Source organism: Bacillus sp. FSL K6-1033, assembly GCF_038630765.1.
GTDB classification, from domain to species: domain Bacteria; phylum Bacillota; class Bacilli; order Bacillales; family Bacillaceae; genus Bacillus; species Bacillus altitudinis.
In genome coordinates, this window is sequence record NZ_CP152041.1 from 3,143,996 (window position 1) to 3,160,300 (window position 16,305).

15 protein-coding genes and 1 other annotated feature are annotated in these 16,305 nt (G+C 41.3%); of the genes, 5 read left to right on the forward strand and 10 right to left on the reverse strand.

Annotated features, from left to right (window positions below; translation table 11 throughout):
- The first annotated feature begins 144 nt into the window (after window positions 1–144).
- Together MHH31_RS16195 and MHH31_RS16200 are read left to right on the forward strand one after the other, a co-directional pair.
- Window positions 145–2,259, forward strand: a complete 2,115-nt coding sequence (locus MHH31_RS16195; RefSeq protein WP_058336973.1) for a glycosyltransferase family 39 protein — start codon at window positions 145–147, stop codon at window positions 2,257–2,259.
- Window positions 2,260–2,290: 31 nt separating this feature from the next.
- Complete coding sequence (locus MHH31_RS16200) at window positions 2,291–3,283, forward strand: glycosyltransferase family 2 protein (RefSeq protein WP_058336974.1); 993 nt, start codon at window positions 2,291–2,293, stop codon at window positions 3,281–3,283.
- Between the two features lie 48 nt (window positions 3,284–3,331).
- Here the strand turns inward: MHH31_RS16200 and MHH31_RS16205 are convergent, their stop codons facing one another.
- Window positions 3,332–4,681: an amino acid permease gene (locus tag MHH31_RS16205; RefSeq protein ID WP_008348215.1), complete on the reverse strand. Its 1,350-nt coding sequence runs from the start codon at window positions 4,679–4,681 to the stop codon at window positions 3,332–3,334.
- Between the two features lie 75 nt (window positions 4,682–4,756).
- Window positions 4,757–4,981 (reverse strand) — a binding site (T-box leader).
- Between the two features lie 91 nt (window positions 4,982–5,072).
- Entirely contained in the window at window positions 5,073–5,747 is a 675-nt protein-coding gene (locus MHH31_RS16210) for an NAD(P)H-dependent oxidoreductase (protein ID WP_045033987.1), read from the reverse strand.
- A gap of 221 nt (window positions 5,748–5,968) precedes the next feature.
- On the opposite strand from MHH31_RS16210, the gene MHH31_RS16215 reads away from it, so the two are divergent.
- Entirely contained in the window at window positions 5,969–6,334 is a 366-nt protein-coding gene (locus MHH31_RS16215) for a winged helix-turn-helix transcriptional regulator (protein WP_045033986.1), read from the forward strand.
- 8 nt (window positions 6,335–6,342) lie between these two features.
- Here MHH31_RS16215 and MHH31_RS16220 read toward each other — a convergent pair whose 3' ends face one another.
- From MHH31_RS16220 to MHH31_RS16230, 3 genes are all read right to left on the reverse strand, one after another.
- Window positions 6,343–7,515, reverse strand: a complete 1,173-nt coding sequence (locus MHH31_RS16220) for a PDZ domain-containing protein (RefSeq protein WP_082515448.1) — start codon at window positions 7,513–7,515, stop codon at window positions 6,343–6,345.
- A gap of 83 nt (window positions 7,516–7,598) precedes the next feature.
- A complete protein-coding gene (locus MHH31_RS16225) occupies window positions 7,599–7,952 on the reverse strand; it encodes a swarming motility protein SwrAA (protein ID WP_007500014.1) in 354 nt (117 codons plus the stop codon).
- A gap of 344 nt (window positions 7,953–8,296) precedes the next feature.
- Entirely contained in the window at window positions 8,297–9,742 is a 1,446-nt protein-coding gene (locus MHH31_RS16230) for a S41 family peptidase (RefSeq protein ID WP_041091482.1), read from the reverse strand.
- Window positions 9,743–9,895: 153 nt separating this feature from the next.
- Between MHH31_RS16230 and MHH31_RS16235 the strand changes: the two genes are divergently transcribed.
- Window positions 9,896–10,636, forward strand: a complete 741-nt coding sequence (locus tag MHH31_RS16235; RefSeq protein ID WP_017368130.1) for a sulfite exporter TauE/SafE family protein — start codon at window positions 9,896–9,898, stop codon at window positions 10,634–10,636.
- Window positions 10,637–10,684: 48 nt separating this feature from the next.
- On the opposite strand, the gene MHH31_RS16240 is transcribed toward MHH31_RS16235, so the two are convergent.
- The 5 genes from MHH31_RS16240 to MHH31_RS16260 form a co-directional block, all read right to left on the reverse strand.
- Window positions 10,685–11,947 carry a M23 family metallopeptidase gene (locus tag MHH31_RS16240; protein WP_039169766.1) on the reverse strand — a complete coding sequence of 421 codons (1,263 nt, stop codon included), beginning with the start codon at window positions 11,945–11,947 and terminating at the stop codon, window positions 10,685–10,687.
- A 114-nt stretch (window positions 11,948–12,061) separates the two neighbouring features.
- Complete coding sequence (gene ftsX / locus MHH31_RS16245; RefSeq protein ID WP_024719915.1) at window positions 12,062–12,952, reverse strand: permease-like cell division protein FtsX; 891 nt, start codon at window positions 12,950–12,952, stop codon at window positions 12,062–12,064.
- Entirely contained in the window at window positions 12,945–13,631 is a 687-nt protein-coding gene (gene ftsE, locus MHH31_RS16250) for a cell division ATP-binding protein FtsE (RefSeq protein ID WP_008348229.1), read from the reverse strand. The genes ftsX and ftsE overlap by 8 nt, the downstream gene beginning before the upstream one ends.
- A gap of 382 nt (window positions 13,632–14,013) precedes the next feature.
- Window positions 14,014–14,343 (reverse strand): cytochrome c551, encoded by a 330-nt coding sequence (gene cccB, locus MHH31_RS16255; protein ID WP_008348231.1) that lies wholly within the window; start codon window positions 14,341–14,343, stop codon window positions 14,014–14,016.
- A 48-nt stretch (window positions 14,344–14,391) separates the two neighbouring features.
- Window positions 14,392–15,240 (reverse strand): YitT family protein, encoded by an 849-nt coding sequence (locus MHH31_RS16260; RefSeq protein ID WP_035389657.1) that lies wholly within the window; start codon window positions 15,238–15,240, stop codon window positions 14,392–14,394.
- A 189-nt stretch (window positions 15,241–15,429) separates the two neighbouring features.
- Between MHH31_RS16260 and MHH31_RS16265 the strand changes: the two genes are divergently transcribed.
- Entirely contained in the window at window positions 15,430–16,164 is a 735-nt protein-coding gene (locus MHH31_RS16265) for an alpha/beta family hydrolase (RefSeq protein ID WP_342462015.1), read from the forward strand.
- Window positions 16,165–16,305: the final 141 nt, after the last annotated feature.

Below are 16,305 nucleotides of genomic sequence, written 5' to 3' on the forward strand. Positions count from 1 at the left end.
AGATGACATCTTAAACAAAACAGCTCTTTCCTAGAGCTGTTTTTATTCAACAGAAAAATAAAGAATTGGCCTTTTTTTATTAACAATTTATTCATATTTGCTTGTTACACTTTTTTCAAGTTAAGAAAAAGGAGTGACAAGCTTTTGATTAGACGCTTTCAGAAATTTGATCTTTATTTATTTTTCATATTGATTTTATCTGCCATTTTAAACATTTATAACATTTGGAACGACGATACGGTGAACGCTTATTATACAGCGGCGGTCACAAGTATGATGCAAAGCTGGCATAATTTCTTCTTTGCTTCGTTCGATCCCTCAGGTTATGTCACGGTGGATAAACCACCGCTCGCCTTCTGGCTGCAAACGATCAGTGCCAAAATTTTTGGCCTGCATGGCTGGAGTGTGATCTTACCCCAAGCTTTAGCTGGCATTGGATCTGTTTATTTAATCTACCGCCTAGTCAAACCTACATTTGGTCAGGCTGCTGCAAGACTGTCAGCGCTCATTATGGCGTGTACACCAATCGCAGTTGCTGTATCTCGTACAAATAACATTGACAGCTTACTCGTCTTTATTCTTTTACTCGCAACAGCCATGATGTTCAAGGCTGTGAAACAGCAGAAAGTGCTTTGGGCGATTGCTTCTTTTGCAATGATCGGTGTCGGTTTTAATACAAAAATGCTACAAGCGTATATGATTGTACCGGCTCTCGTCCTGTTTTACATCATTGCCTATCGAACGACATGGAAGAAAAAGTTGTTATCACTGATGATTTCAATGATTGTTCTTTTAGGTGTATCTGCTTCATGGTCTATAGCGGTTGATCTCACTTCCAAAGACAATCGTCCTTATATGGGATCAAGTCAATCGAACTCAGCACTAGAATTAGCCTTTGGTTACAATGGTCTTCAGCGGTTGACTGGTCAACAGTCTGGTGGAGGAGGCGGCACAAATCAGGGTGAGGGACAGCCACCTTCACAGCAGGGTGATCAGCAAAATGACACTGATTCATCCACCATGCCTCAGCCACCATCTAATGAAAATCAAAGCAACTCAGACAGTTCAAACCAATCATCCAGTCAGGAACAGCCTTCAATGCAAGGACCACCAAGCAATGCAAACGGCACAACACCACCTGATATGCCTTCAGGCGGTAATGGTGATGGACCGCCAAATGGTGGGGGCGGAAAAATGGGAAGTGGTTCTGGCATGTTTGGAACAGGAACAAAAGGACCATTACGTCTGTTCCAATCTGAACTGTCCGATCAAATCAGCTGGCTGCTTCCATTTGCGCTCTTTGGTGCGATTGGTCTCTTCTTCTCGACAGCCTTTGAAAGAAGACGGCTCAATACAAAACAAAAAGAAACACTATTTTGGTTAGCTTGGCTTATACCCGTTGCTGCATTTTTCAGTATAGCAGGATTTTTCCATCACTATTATTTAATCATGCTGGCACCGCCAATTGCTGTATTAGCAGGAGCCGGATGGGTGTCTATGACTCAATTGTTTCAAACAGGAACTGGCTTTAAAAAATGGCTACTGCCAATTGCGATATTCGTCACAACCGCATTTGAAATCTTTATCCTATCCACATTTACAAGCACAATCGGTCTTGGATTAAGCATTGCAGTCGGTATCATTGGTATTGGAACGATCCTTTCTCTACTTTTGATAAAAGGGAAAGAAAAACTAAAACAATTCATGTCTCTCATTGCCATCCTTGGCATGCTGATCGCACCCCTATACTGGGCAAGCACACCTCTTCTTTACGGAGGAAACAGTATGCTGCCAGAGGCTGGGCCTCAGCTTGCAACTTCAAGTGGGAGCATGAGTTCACAAGTCAATGAAAAGCTGATCAGCTATCTGGAGAAAAACAATACGGGAGAAGAATTCCTATTCGGGACAACAGATGCAACCACTGCTTCGCCTTACATTATTAAAACAGGAAAAGCTGTTATGGCATTAGGTGGATTTAGTGGATCTGATAACATTCTCACGCTTAATGAATTCAAACAGCTCGTTAAAGACGGCAAAATCAAATACTTCTATCTTTCTGGTATGAGAGGCGGCAGCTCTGACATTCTTACTTGGATTCAAAAAAATGGCAAAAAAGTATCTGCTTCTAAATGGCAGAACAGCTCTACATCCAAAACGAATCAGCAAACAGACAGCCAACAATCAAAACAAAATGATCAGTCAAATGGACGAATGGGCGGAATGGAGAGCGGTACTCTTTATGAACTATCCGTTGATTAATTCATCTATTAAAAGGGAGGAACGATGACTGATGGAAAAGAACATACAATACTCTGTTGTAGTCCCAGTGTATAATGAAGAACTTGTGATCCATGAATCGTATCAGCGCCTCAAGACCGTCATGGATTCGACGGGAGAAGCATATGAGCTTCTCTTCGTCAATGACGGCAGTATAGATCGAACAGCTGAACTGATTAAAGGGTACTGCCAGACCGATCCGCATGTGAGACTTATTGATTTTTCTCGTAACTTTGGGCATCAAATTGCCATTACAGCGGGAATGGATTATGCAAAGGGAGAAGCTGTCGTAGTGATTGATGCGGATTTACAAGATCCACCTGAATTGATTTTAGACATGATTGAAAAATGGAAGGAAGGCTATGAGGTCGTATACGCGGTCCGCACGCAACGAAAAGGCGAAACAGCTTTCAAAAAGTACACGGCTTCCCTTTTCTACCGAGTGCTACGTCAAATCACCGAAGTAGATATTCCTATCGACACCGGCGACTTTAGATTGATGGATCGTAAAGTGTGTCATGAAATGAAAAAAATACGCGAGAAAAACCCATTTGTCCGCGGATTAGTGAGCTGGGTTGGCTTCAAACAGATTGCGGTAGAATATGTTCGGGATGAGCGGTTGGCAGGAGAAACAAAGTACCCTCTCAAAAAGATGCTCAAGCTCTCGATGGATGGGATCACATCTTTTTCTTACAAACCTTTAAAGCTAGCCAGCGTGGCAGGTATTGCCCTTTCAGCTATTGGCTTCATTTCGATGTTTCTAGTTTTATATTTAAAGCTTTTTACAAACAGCACCATCACCGGCTGGAGTTCATTAATTGTCATTCAGCTATTCTTTAGCGGGATCATCCTCTTTATGTTAGGCATGATTGGGGAGTATATCGGCCGAATCTACGATGAAGCCAAGGACCGGCCGCTTTATATCGTCAGGGATAGCTATGGCCTTCAGGCAAAGCCACATCCCGTTCAATCCCCTGTCCACTTCAAGCAATATAAACAGCATTAAAAAAAGCGTGCGAGACCCTTCAGAAGGTCCTGCACGCTTTTTAATAAATTAGACGGCTGTTTCAAACCGTTTTCTGTTAATAAAGAAAGATAGTGTAATGATTAAATAAATACCCATGGTGACCAGCGTTTGAACAATTGGTGTATTGAATACAACGCCGACAAAAATGGCCATGATCGCAATAACTGAAAACCACGTTGTGAAAGGATACAGCTTCACGCGATATCCGCCTGGCTGTGCGACGCTTCGAGATTTCAAATGACCGACAGCAATGATAAACCAGATGAATAGAACTGTGTAACTTAAAGAGCCCATTAAGTAATTAAACGTTTGACTTCCTACAAAAAGAGAAATCAATACAGCTGCATACAAGGTAGATGTACATACAAGGATGGCTCGAACAGGCACCTGCTGTTTTGACAGCTTGGAGAATCCTTTCCATACACGGCCATCCATTGCCTGTGTATAAAGCACCCGTGATGAAGCATACAAGCCAGAGTTCATAGAAGACAAAATCGCTAGTAAGATAATACCATTCATGATATCACTAGCATACGGTACTCCGATTGTTGCAAACACTGTCACAAATGGACTTACTTGCTCATTGTTTACTTGATTCCAAGGGATTAAGCTGACAATGATAAAGAACGGTAGTACATAAAAACCGATGATGCGTACAAACGTACTTTGAATGGCCTTTGGGATGACTTTTTCAGGGTTTTTTGTTTCTGCTAACGTGACCCCAATCATCTCCGTCCCACCATATGAATACACGACAACCAGCATTGCTGCAATTAATCCGCCAGTACCATTTGGGAAAAATCCACCGTGATCCGTTAAGTTAGACAATCCAGGTGCTGCATGCTGTCCAAATGAGACAAATAGCATGGTAAATCCAATGATAATAAATAAGATGATGACAGCAATTTTAATAGAAGCCAACCAATACTCTGTCTCAGCAAACATTTTGACTGAGCAAACATTAATGATTGTGACTACAAGTGAAATGATTAACACAAGCATCCAGATTGGCACTTGTGGGAACCAGTACTGAATAAAGATGGCCGACACAATCGCTTCTGCTGCAATGTTCAGCACCCACATCTTCCAATAGATCCAGTCTAAGAAATAGGCCGGATACTTTCCTAACACAGGTTCAATCAAGTCACGAAATGTTCTTGCTCCAGGTCGTGCAACGGTCATTTCGGCAAGTCCTTGCATAATAAATAATAAAATAAGACCACCAATCATGTATGCCAAAATGACAGCAGGACCCGCAATATCAATGGCAGAACTGCTTCCTTTAAACAGACCAGCACCGATGGCACCGCCAAGTGCAAGCATCATAATATGCCTTGATGTCATTGTTCGTTTTAACTGCACATGTTCCTTTTCCATTTTCTATAGCTCCTTTAAATTTGAATCTTCAGACAAATATGAGATAAAAGCATATAAAAAGGCCAGCCATCTCCTGGAAGAGACGACTGACCTTGCAACCGCGTTACCACTCTTATTGATTCAGCCATGGCTGAATCCAACTTAAAACCCGATAACGGAGGTCACACGTAAAGACTTACTATTCATTCAGTCTTACCGCTCTTTGAGCGAGTTCAATGATTCGTTTTACTGCGTTGCACCGACCCGCAGCTCTCTTAAAAAACGGATGTTCATTTACTATTCTCAAGTCAAAGCGTTTATAGTCAAATTTGTATATTCGTCAAAGATTTTATTTTTTAAATATACTGACTAACCACGCAATTGTCAACAGCCTTTTTCAGACAAACAGCGATTAACGAATCCAAACAGCTACTTCATCCATCGGGCGACGTGTTTTGCCGCGTTTTGGCTCAGTGACACGATAACCAAAGGCTGCCATGACAGAGATGTCGTATTGACCATCCTCCAGTAACCCTTCTTCTTCTAAGATACGATGGATGTGATCGTAGCTAAATCCTTCAACTGGGCATGAATCAATGCCGATCTGTGCCGCAGCTGTCATCATGTTACCTAAGGCAATATACGTTTGTTTTGAAGCCCAATCAAATAATGTACGGTCATTTTCTAGTAGATGAAGATCGTTCTCTTGGAATTCTCTGTAGCGCCCCTTGACCATTTCAAACGTTTCGTCTGTCATTCCTTTGATTTGCTTGTTGATGTATTCTGCATATGCTGAATCATAGCGGGCATCTGTTCTTGCCAAGATGATTACAAAATGGCTGGCAGTTGGAAGCTGCTTTTGCGCCCCCCATGTATACTCTTTTAATTTTTCTCTGAATGCTTCATTTTGAACAACGAGGAACTTCCAAGGCTCAAACCCTACAGAGCTTGGAGAAAGTCTTCCTGTTTCTAAAATAAATGCAAAATCATCCTCTGGAATCTTTTTCGCTGGGTCAAACTCTTTTGTCGCATGACGGAATTCATACGCCTCAATGATTTCTTTTTTTAATAGCTCTTTGTCTCGCATATTATTCATCCTTTCTAATGAACAGGTGTGTTCCCACAATCCAATTTCTTTCCATTCCCTAATAGAAATTGTTATGATAGGAAAACAAACAACCCGAATGTGTGATGTCCTATCTCTATGGTAAAAGAAAAGCTTCCATTGATTCAAGTACGCACATTTTTGTTCGTTAGGTACAAACATGTTCGTTTATGACCATTTTCGTTTAAGAAAGGAATGTTGAGATGAGTGCACCATCCAATCCAGTCAGTATTGTGAATCATGGCTGTCCCGTGTCTATCACTACAAATGTCATCGGAGGGAAATGGAAAGGCGTCATCCTTTATCATTTGACTTGCGGTCCAAAGCGTTACAACGAAATACGCCGGCTTCTGCCAAGAATTTCGCAGCGTGTCTTGACGTTGCAATTACGAGAACTTGAACAAGACGGGATTGTTCACCGTGAAGTCTATGAGGAAGTTCCTCCTCGTGTCGAGTATTCACTGACTTCTCTTGGAAATACGTTAAAGCCCATTATCTTTGCCATGCGTGAATGGGGCGAATCCTATGGGAAAGAAACGCGCCCAAAAGAAAAAAGCTGCCATCTCTAGCAGCTTTTTTAAGATGAAATCGCCGTTGGCTCTTGCTGTGGATCGTCCTTCACAAACAAGATACCAAGCTGGTGATGCTCCCCTTCGTAAGAGGCGCGTTTCTCAAACCTTGTCTGACCATTGAGACCAATGATCTCGAGCTTTGTCAGAGCACGGTTGGTTTGTAGTGCTTCATAAAATTCTGAAACGGTTTTGATCTCGATTCCATTGACCTTTGTAATAATTTCTCCGATCTCAAGCTTTAAATCAGCCGCAGGGGTATTCGGAATGATACCAAGCACCATAAGCCCTTGATTCCGCTTAGAGAAAAAGAATGGTGCAGCGTTGTCATTCGCCCTCTGCTTCCATGATAAAAAGGCTCTTCCTGCAATCGCTAGAACAACAGCTCCCCACGCAATCGGCTCAAACCAAATACTTGCCGCACCTACTGCAGCAACAACTAGACCGAGCATCATTATTCGGCGTGACGTAATTTGAATACTCACAATTGGCAGCGATCCTTGAATACGCTGGCCAAAGCCGATGATGTACGGGATCACAATAAATGAAAAGCTTTGATCGTGCACTTGAAGCACAGGCCACCATGGCAGAGAAGAAGTCCATTCACCTGCCGGCATCAGCAAAACAAGTGGTAGAAGCCACAGACGGTTTGCTCGCTGCTGGCCGATCAAAAGTCCTCTCGCACTCATCACCATTGCAGGCGATGTACGTAAATGCGCCGTTCGATAGGCTAAGATGCCTTCGGTCATTAACAGTAGCCCTAACAGGATCACAACGGCTGATGCATTCATCATTGAAAGCTGCGGCAGCCAAGAATGGCTCACTTGAACAGACATCAGTCCAAATGCCGCAATAAAACTGAAACCGAGTGTGTATGCAGACGAAAGCGCACTCGCCTTAAAGAATAAAGAGAAAACGATGGTCATCGCTGCAATCAGCACGATGAATCCAGGCGGAAGGGAAATCCCTAAGCCTACAGATATGATCGATAGACAAATTCCTGGAACCCATCCTTTTGAATATGTAAATTTCAGTTCATCGTAAACATCTTCTATTCTTGTTTGAAACGCTTTTCTCTCCCGCTTTACGCGGATGTAGCCATATAATAGGCTGATTAATATCATAAAATAAAAAAGAGGATGGATTAAAAACAGACCGACCGCTTTTAATCCGGCTCCCATCCACTCCGAGCTCATTATCGTTCACCGCCCAAGTCAAGCATTTTCTCTTATTCTATCAAATAAATCGATGCTTGACATCAGGTTTATTTCTCCTGATTCATCCAAAGTGTGACATTCGACAGTGAAAAATCTTTTAAATAGTGATTTACATCTACATCTAGTATGCCGCCGAGAAGCTGCATGGACCTCTTGATGTCGGTTAAGTTTATACCAAGTCTCTTATGATTATCCATTAAATAATTGAAGTATATCTCAGCACAGTCTTCATCGATCTCGTCGACTGATTCTACCGTTGTGTAATTGACCAAGTACCTGCTTAACAGCATGAGTAGACTTAATGCCTTTGTAGCCGAAAACGTCACATCTTTCGTACGACTCTTAAGCTCCTCTACCAACTCGTAATATTTTTTCTCTCTCACAATACTTGCCCTTTTCAATTGTGTACCCCCATTTACTAGTTCTTTTAAGAAAAGCGCAAACCTCGGTACAGCTCAATGCTTAAGCTGAATATCCGCAAAAAATAAAATATTTAAAATGAGTGCTACTTTTTATTGTAAGAATTATTTATGTAACATACAACTTTCAAAAGTTTCATTTTCATGACATGTTTAAATCAACAGAAAGTCTCTTATATAAATATGTTATCGGGTAAATTCGAAGGAATGTTATGTTTTTTGTAAAATAAATGAATATATTTCTCGATATAATATATTTTTAAGAATAAATTATTACATGTTCGTAACACTAATGAACCAAAAAAAAGAGGCATTTATTCGCCTCTTTATTTTTTGAGATATAGTGCTTTTAGTGCAGTTTGTAGCTGAAGATCATTCTTTTCATAAGATTTCACTTCATCTACCATCTTGTTCATCATTTTCGCTGTCTTTAAATCAATCACACCTGATTTTTCGAGATTGTATGTGCTTTGAAATGCGAGTACAGCCTTTTTCGTTTCTTCGTCAAAATATCCATCTACTCTGCCAGGGTCAAATGATAACCCTTTTAACAATGTCTGTGCTTGTCTGACTTCTTCATTGTTCATATCAAGCTGAAGCGGTTCTTTCAGCTGGAGCGGGCCAACGGTGAAGTAATCTGGTTGATGAATCGCAATGGTCGGCACAACGCCTTTTTTGTGAATCCAATTCCCTTTCGGTGTCAGCCACTTATACAGCGTTAATTTAATGTTACTCCCATCTCCCATTGGTACCGCCTGCTGCACAGTTCCTTTACCAAAGGAAACGTCACCTACCACTTCATACTTCCCTGCTTCTTTCATGGCACCAGCCAGAATTTCAGAAGCGGATGCACTTCCTTTATCAATTAAGACATTGACCGGGTATGGTTTTTGTTCTTTTCGTTTTGAAAAATATCGTTTTCGATCGCCATTCCGTTCTGCAATTTGAATATATGGCTGATCCTTTGTGATAAAATGTTTCAAAATGTCTTCCACACTTTGTAGATAGCCGCCAGGATTTCCTCTCACGTCCAGCACAAGGCCTTCCATGCCCTTTTTCTCGAGCTTATTCAAACTTGCCGTGAAATCCTTCGCCGTATCTTCAGAGAAGCTAGAGATCGCAATATAGCCTGTTTTATGACCATTGACCTCTTTCATTGAAGCCGTTACGGTTTCAAGCGGTATTTCTTCTCGTTTGATATGGAATGTTAGCTCTTTTTCAATTCCATTTCGTCTGATTTTCAAGGCGACAGACGTTCCTTTTTTTCCTCTTATTTTCAGTACAGCATCGTTTAGGCTTTTTTCTTTCATCGACTCACCGTCAATGCTGATGATTTCATCTTTCGGTTTCAGACCCGCCTTTGCCGCAGGGGATTTTTTAAAGGCAGAGACAATGATAATCTTTCCTTCATCCATTCCAACTTCTGCCCCAATTCCTTCAAATGAGGAATCAAGTGAATCCGAAAATTGCTTTGCGGTTTGCTTGTCCATGTATACTGAATACGGATCATTTAAGGTTGAAAGCATTCCTTGTATGGCACCTTCAAGCAGCTTTTGACGATCCACTTCCTCTACATATTCATTCGAAATGAGGTCATAGGCTTTCTCAATTTTCTCCATTCCGTTTTCCTTCGCTCGATCACTTGATTGAGCTTGTCCAGCCACTGCAGCCGCTTTCGGTGACTCCGCTTGAGTCGCCTCTTTATGCGTCATAACCCCTGCACTTATGATGAGAATGACACTTGCCATGATGGATGCGATTTGTTTTTTCATATTTGGCCTCCTTCTTCAACTCTTCCTGATGACCTGAGTTATTATATGCCAGAAGAAGGGATTTCATGTAAAGACATTCTCCTAAGGAGGCTTGACTAATCATTTCAATAGGTGTAATTTTTATTTTGTTACGATCGAGAAGGAGTCTTCGCTATGTATATTATATTGACGATGCTTTTATTAGGAATTTTACTAGGGTTTGTAGGAGCTGGCGGGGCTGGTTTTGTCATCGCATTGCTGACGTTAATCTTTGATGTACCAATCCATACTGCACTTGGGACATCTTTAGCTGCTATGGCATTTACGACTTTATCTGGTGCATACAGCCACTACCGGGAAGGAAATATCCAGCTCAAATCAGGTTTGATTGTCGGTGCACTAGCTTGTATTGCTTCATTTGCCGGAGCAAAAGTGGCTCCTTTTATTCCAGAGGATAGCCTGCACTATTTAACAGCTGGTATGCTCTTTTTATCTGCTGTTTTTATGATGATCAAATTGTTTGTCCTAAAAGAAGATGCTGAGCAGCAGCCGCTTTCTTCACGCCAATTGCTGATCAGGGGCATTATATTAGGCCTTGTATCAGGGATGCTTTCAGGGATGTTCGGTATCGGATCAGCACCATTTATTCAAGTGGGGCTTTTGATTTTGCTGAAGCTGTCTATTAGACAAGCTGTTGGCACAACGATGCTAGTGATTATTCCAATCTCTATTGGCGGTGGAATTGGTTATATTTCAGAAGGCTATGTTGACTTTATCCTGCTCGTTCAGATCTTAATCGGTACCGTATTAGGAGCTTTTATTGGGGCAAAATTTACACGCCTTGCGCCGAAACCTCTCTTAAAATCCGCTGTGCTTTTAACACCTATTATTGCCGGATTACTGCTGTTATTTTAACTTCATCTACTTGAAAAAAGCCGATAACATGCTGTTATCGGCTTTTTGTCAGCGGATATATTGCGCTGGATTGACTGCATTTGATTTCGCGCCATTCCATAATCCTTTATGAATTTCAAAATGAAGATGCTGGCCATAAGACTGACCTGTGTTGCCCATATATCCAAGGAATTGACCTTGCTCGACTCTTTGACCTGTTGACACACTTCTTGTTGAAAGGTGAGCGTATACCGTTTGATACGTTTGGCCATTGATGTTATGTGTAATGAACACCACGTTTCCATAACTCGACGAGTAGCTTGAGTTCGTGACTGTTCCAGATGCGGCTGCAACGACAGATACAGTGCCCTTTGCAGCGATATCTAATCCGTAGTGCTGTCCGCCAGAACGTCCGCCAAAGCCTGATGAGAAACGGCCTGCAGCTGGCTTAATGAAACCTGAGCTACTTGCTGGTGTATCTGACACTTGATCAGATCCTCCACTTGGTGCAGGTGCACTTTTTTCAGCAGCTGCTTGTTCTGCTTTCTTCGCTTCTTCTTTTTGACGGCGTGCTTCTTCAGACTTTACCGCCGCTTTCTGATTCGCTAGAATTTCTTGTTCATTTTCAAGCTTTCCTAGTTCATCATGTGCATGTTCTTTTTCTTCCGTTACATGACCAAGGACTTTTCCTTTTTCTTTTTGCTGTTTAGATAGGTCCTTTTTCAACGTTTCAAGCTCTTTCAAAGATGTTTCAAGTCCACTTAGCTGTTTATTTAGCTCTGCTTCTTTTTGCTCTACTAGCTCCAAATCATTTTCGTGTTCTGTAATCATGTCTTTATCTGCTTCGACGATGGTTGTAACAGCTCCCACACGACTGACAAAATCACTAAAGCTACGAGCACCTAGCAGCACATCTAAATAGTTGATTGTACCGCCACTTTTTTGCATAGAACGAATTCGATCTTTGAAAATCGCTTTTCTCTTTTCAATTCGCTCGTTGATGACTTCAATCTCTTTTTTTAGTTTTTTGATCTCTTGTTTCGTCTGTTTGACCTCTTTTTCTTTTTCAGCGACTTTTTCAGTTGCGGCACTTACTTTTTGGTCAATTTTTTCAATTTCTTGCTTGAGCTTTGATTCTTTCTTTTCAAGCTTTGCCAGTTCTGATTTCTTTTTCTTCAAGGTTGATTCAGTCTTCGATGTTTTCTCTTCAATTTGTTGACGTTTTTGATCTAGGTCTTCGTATGCGAATGCACGATTTTCGTTCCCTGGAATGTATAGCCACGTTGTTCCAATAAACGCTGCCATTCCAGCCATTATCAGCTTTCTTTTCAAAACGATATTCCCCTCCCATGACAACTGCCTGCATGAAGAGTCGACCGGATGAATTGGATCAACCGGTCACATCTTCTATAGAATCTTCGAGTGCTGCCATCAATATAAATAGATTTATACTTTCAAGAATTTACGGATGGACGTTAAACTTCCCCACACACCGATAATGGCACCGATCAATAGAAGGATCAGTGATACTTGATAGACAAACGGATTGTATGGAAGCATTGAAATAAATGAACCTTGTACCCTTGGCGCCACCCAGCCGACAGCATATTGATACGTGCCAAGCAATACAGCGATTGGTATAATCGAGCCAAATACACCAAGTAGTAATCCTTCGATGAAGAACGGCCAGCGGATAAACCAGTTCGTTGCACCTACTAGTTTCATAATCTCAATTTCTTTACGTCTAGCAAAAATCGTAATTTTGATCGTATTGGAAATCAAGAACATCGCTGTAAATAAAAGCCCAATAATAAGTGCGATGCCGACATTACGCGCCACTCCGACAACATTAAAGAGTCGGCTGACCTCTTCTTTTCCATAAGTGACTTTATACGTCCCTTTTAGGTTTTCTAATTTCTTCGCTACTTTTGGTGTATCGTGGGGATCTGTTGTTTTCACAATAAACGCATCATTCAATGGATTTTCTTGATCAACCAGTCCCATAGATTGTCCATTTTCACCAAAGCTTTTAATCAGTGCTTTTAGTTCATCATCCTTGGATGAATATTTCACATCACTGATTTCAGGAATCTTCTCAATTTCTGCTTTTAATTCATCCTGCTGCTTTTGATTCGCCGTTAAATCGATGAGAACTTTTACTTCTACTTCTTTCTCAGCGTTCGATGCCATGTTATTCAAGTTGAGCATAATAACAAGAAAAACCCCAACTAAAATCAATGTGACAGTGACCGCACTAATTGATGCAAATGTCATCCACGTGTTTCTTCCAAGTGAACGGAAGCTCTCACGTAAATGCCGCGAGAGAGTTTTAATCATAAATTCCGTACTCCCCTCTTGCTTCGTCACGCACAATCATTCCATCTTCGATTGCGATGACGCGTTTCTTCATGCTGTTTACAATCTCTTTGTTGTGTGTCGCCATGACGACTGTTGTTCCGCGGTTATTAATCTCTTCGAGTGTCTTCATGATTTCCCATGAAGTATCTGGATCAAGGTTTCCTGTCGGTTCGTCTGCAATGACAACCTCAGGATGATTGACGATCGAACGAGCGATCGATACACGCTGCTGTTCACCGCCGGAAAGCTGATCTGGAAATTGACGAGCTTTGTGCTTTAATTGCACCAAATCAAGTACCTCAAGCACTTTTTTCTTAATAATACTTGGCTGTTCACCAATGACTTCAAGAGCAAATGCCACGTTCTCAAAGACCGTGAGACTTGGAAGCAGTTTGAAATCTTGGAATACTACGCCAATTTCTCTTCTCACATAAGGAATTTCTTTTTCCTTCATCGAGCCTAAATCTTTGTTATTAATTAAGATTTTCCCTTTTGTTGGCTTCTCTTCACGATACATCATTTTAATGAACGTGGATTTACCAGCGCCACTGGGACCAACAACATACACAAACTCTCCTGGATGGATAGAGACATTGATTCCATTGATCGCCTTTACACCATTAGGATAGATCTTATAGACTTCCTTCATTTCAATCATGTAATCACCTAATCTTTTCTTATTCGCTGTCAAACAGCTTATCATGATGTTCTGACACTTCTCGTCAAAAAACGTTATGTATGGTCACGCACATACCCTTCGATACGCACAAGCAATTTATGTCCTTTTCATCCAAAAAGATGAAAAAATTGAATCGTCTAAATTTCAACAACTCCAATTATACGTCATGAATCGACGCAATGGTATTACATTTATATTTCAAAACTTATAAATAAAAGGTAAATAGAGCAATCAAAACCGAAAAACGTGTCTTTTTACCCTTATTTTTTAAATAAAATTTAATATAATACGTTTTCATACTATCCAAAAGTCTTTTTCTACAAATAGAAAATAAAAAAACCTTGTCGATTAGACAAAGGTTTTATTTTTTCTCTGCAAGCCATTTGGCGACTTCTTTTGCTTGTTTTTCATCTACCATTCCGCTTGGCATAGATCCTTTACCGTTCTGGGCAATATCTGCAATTTGGCTTTCATTATATTTCTTCCCGACTTCTTTCAGGCTTGGGCCGCCTCCGCCAGATAAGTCTTTTCCATGACAGCCAATACAGTTTTGCTGATAAATCTCTTCACCACTGCTCACACTTGAAGCACTTTTACTGCCTTCTTTATCACTGCTGCTTGAATTTCCTCCACAGGCCGCAAGTACAAAAAGCATAGCGACAAAAAGAAGCGTTAATCCGCTCTTTTTCATGTATTTCCCTCCCTTACAATCATTTGGTCAACGTTATTATATCCTTGTTTACGCCCTTTTAAAACCCTCACCAAGCACCTCTTTTGCATCCATGACGATGACAAATGCTGATGCATCGATCGCTTTTACCACTTGTTTCAACTTTGTGAATTGTGACTGCCCTACCACACACATTAAAATAGGCCGGTCATGGTCGGTGTACCCACCTACTGCTGAAATCTTCGTTACACCACGATCAATTTGATCAAACACCGCCTGTCTGACCTCATCCTCATGGCCCGTAATAATCATGGCCATCTTCGAGTGACTAAAGCCAGCCTGTACCACATCAATCGTCTTACTAGAAATGAACACTCCGATCACAGCGTACAGTCCTTCTTCAATCCCAAAAACAGTCATGGCCGCCAAAACAATCAAACCGTCCATCATCGCTAAACAAGTACCTAACGTCAGCCCTGTATATTTATTGATGATTTTGGCCGCAAGTGCCGTTCCTCCCGTTGAACCATTGCCGAGGAAAACGAGCCCAATCCCGATCCCAATCACTACACCGCCAAATATTGCGGCGAGCAGTGCTTCATGGGTGACAGGAGCAATGTGTCTTGTTAAGAACACCATTAAAGGTAAAAAGACAGAACCAACGAGCGTTTTTACCCCAAATGTTCCACCTAATAAATAAAAGCCTGCGATAAAGAGCGGAATATTGAGACCCCATTGTACATATGCAGCTTCAAAACCGAATGACTGCATAATGGTACTGATTCCACTCACACCGCCAGCAGCAATCTGATTTGGTAATAATAACGTATTAAAGCCAACCGCCACGATGGCTGATCCTATTAAAATGAGTACATAATTTTTCACTTCAATCCAAAGTTGAGAATGTTCCTGCTTCATTTCTTTCTTCCTCCGTTACTTCTGAATGCACACCTATTTTAAGCCCTCTCATTCAGATTGTAAATAACAGCCAAATGCAGTGCTAATGGATTAATACTTTATCACACAACCGGATCAGCGTACTTGCCGTTTGGCAGAAGAGTAAATGATGGTATATTTAATATGTACATGAGAAAGAAGGGACATACGATGAAGAAAATACTGAAGATCACCGGTATTACATTACTTGCACTCATCATCTTAGCTTTTGGTGCTTTCTATACATGGAGCCGCTTTACATATGGACCATCGGAAGCGTTAAAAAAGCAGATGAAGATTGAGCAGGTCGATCATAAAAATGGGATATATTCATTTGAAGCATCAAAAAGCGATACTGGCATCATTCTATATCCTGGGGCAAAAGTTGAACCTCTTGCGTATGCCTATCTAGGGAATGCGCTGATGAAGAAAGGCTATTCGGTCTTTATCCCAGACATGCCATTTTCCTTCGCGATTTTTAATACGAAGAAGGCAGAGGATATCCTCAAAAGTCATCCAGCCATCAAGCATTGGTACATTGGCGGGCATTCGCTAGGCGGGACAGCTGCCGCTATGTATGCAGAGAAAAATCAAAGCAAGCTGGACGGCCTCTTTTTCCTTGCCTCCTATCCTGCATCAGATGATTTGAAACAGGCTTCCTTGCAAGTATTATCTATTTCAGGCGAAAAAGATGGGCTGGCGACACAAGAAAAAATCAAAAAATCGAAAAAGCAGCTACCTTCTCAAACGGTGTACCATGAGATAAAAGGCGGTAATCATGCTCAATTTGGCATGTATGACAAACAAAAAGGGGATCAGCCTGCAGACATTCCAGTCCTCACGCAACAAAAAGACATCGTTCAGACGATGCTGGGATGGTTAAAACCAGCAAAAAAGCTCCCGTAATGGGAGCTGCAAGATTGATGACAAAGGGCTAAAATGAACTTGATTTTAGCCCTTTGTCTTCTTTTCAGCGTGATAGAAAACCTTTGCAGTCTAGGAAGGACAGCTACTTTTACGGAGCGAATTTGACATTCGTGAGTACCA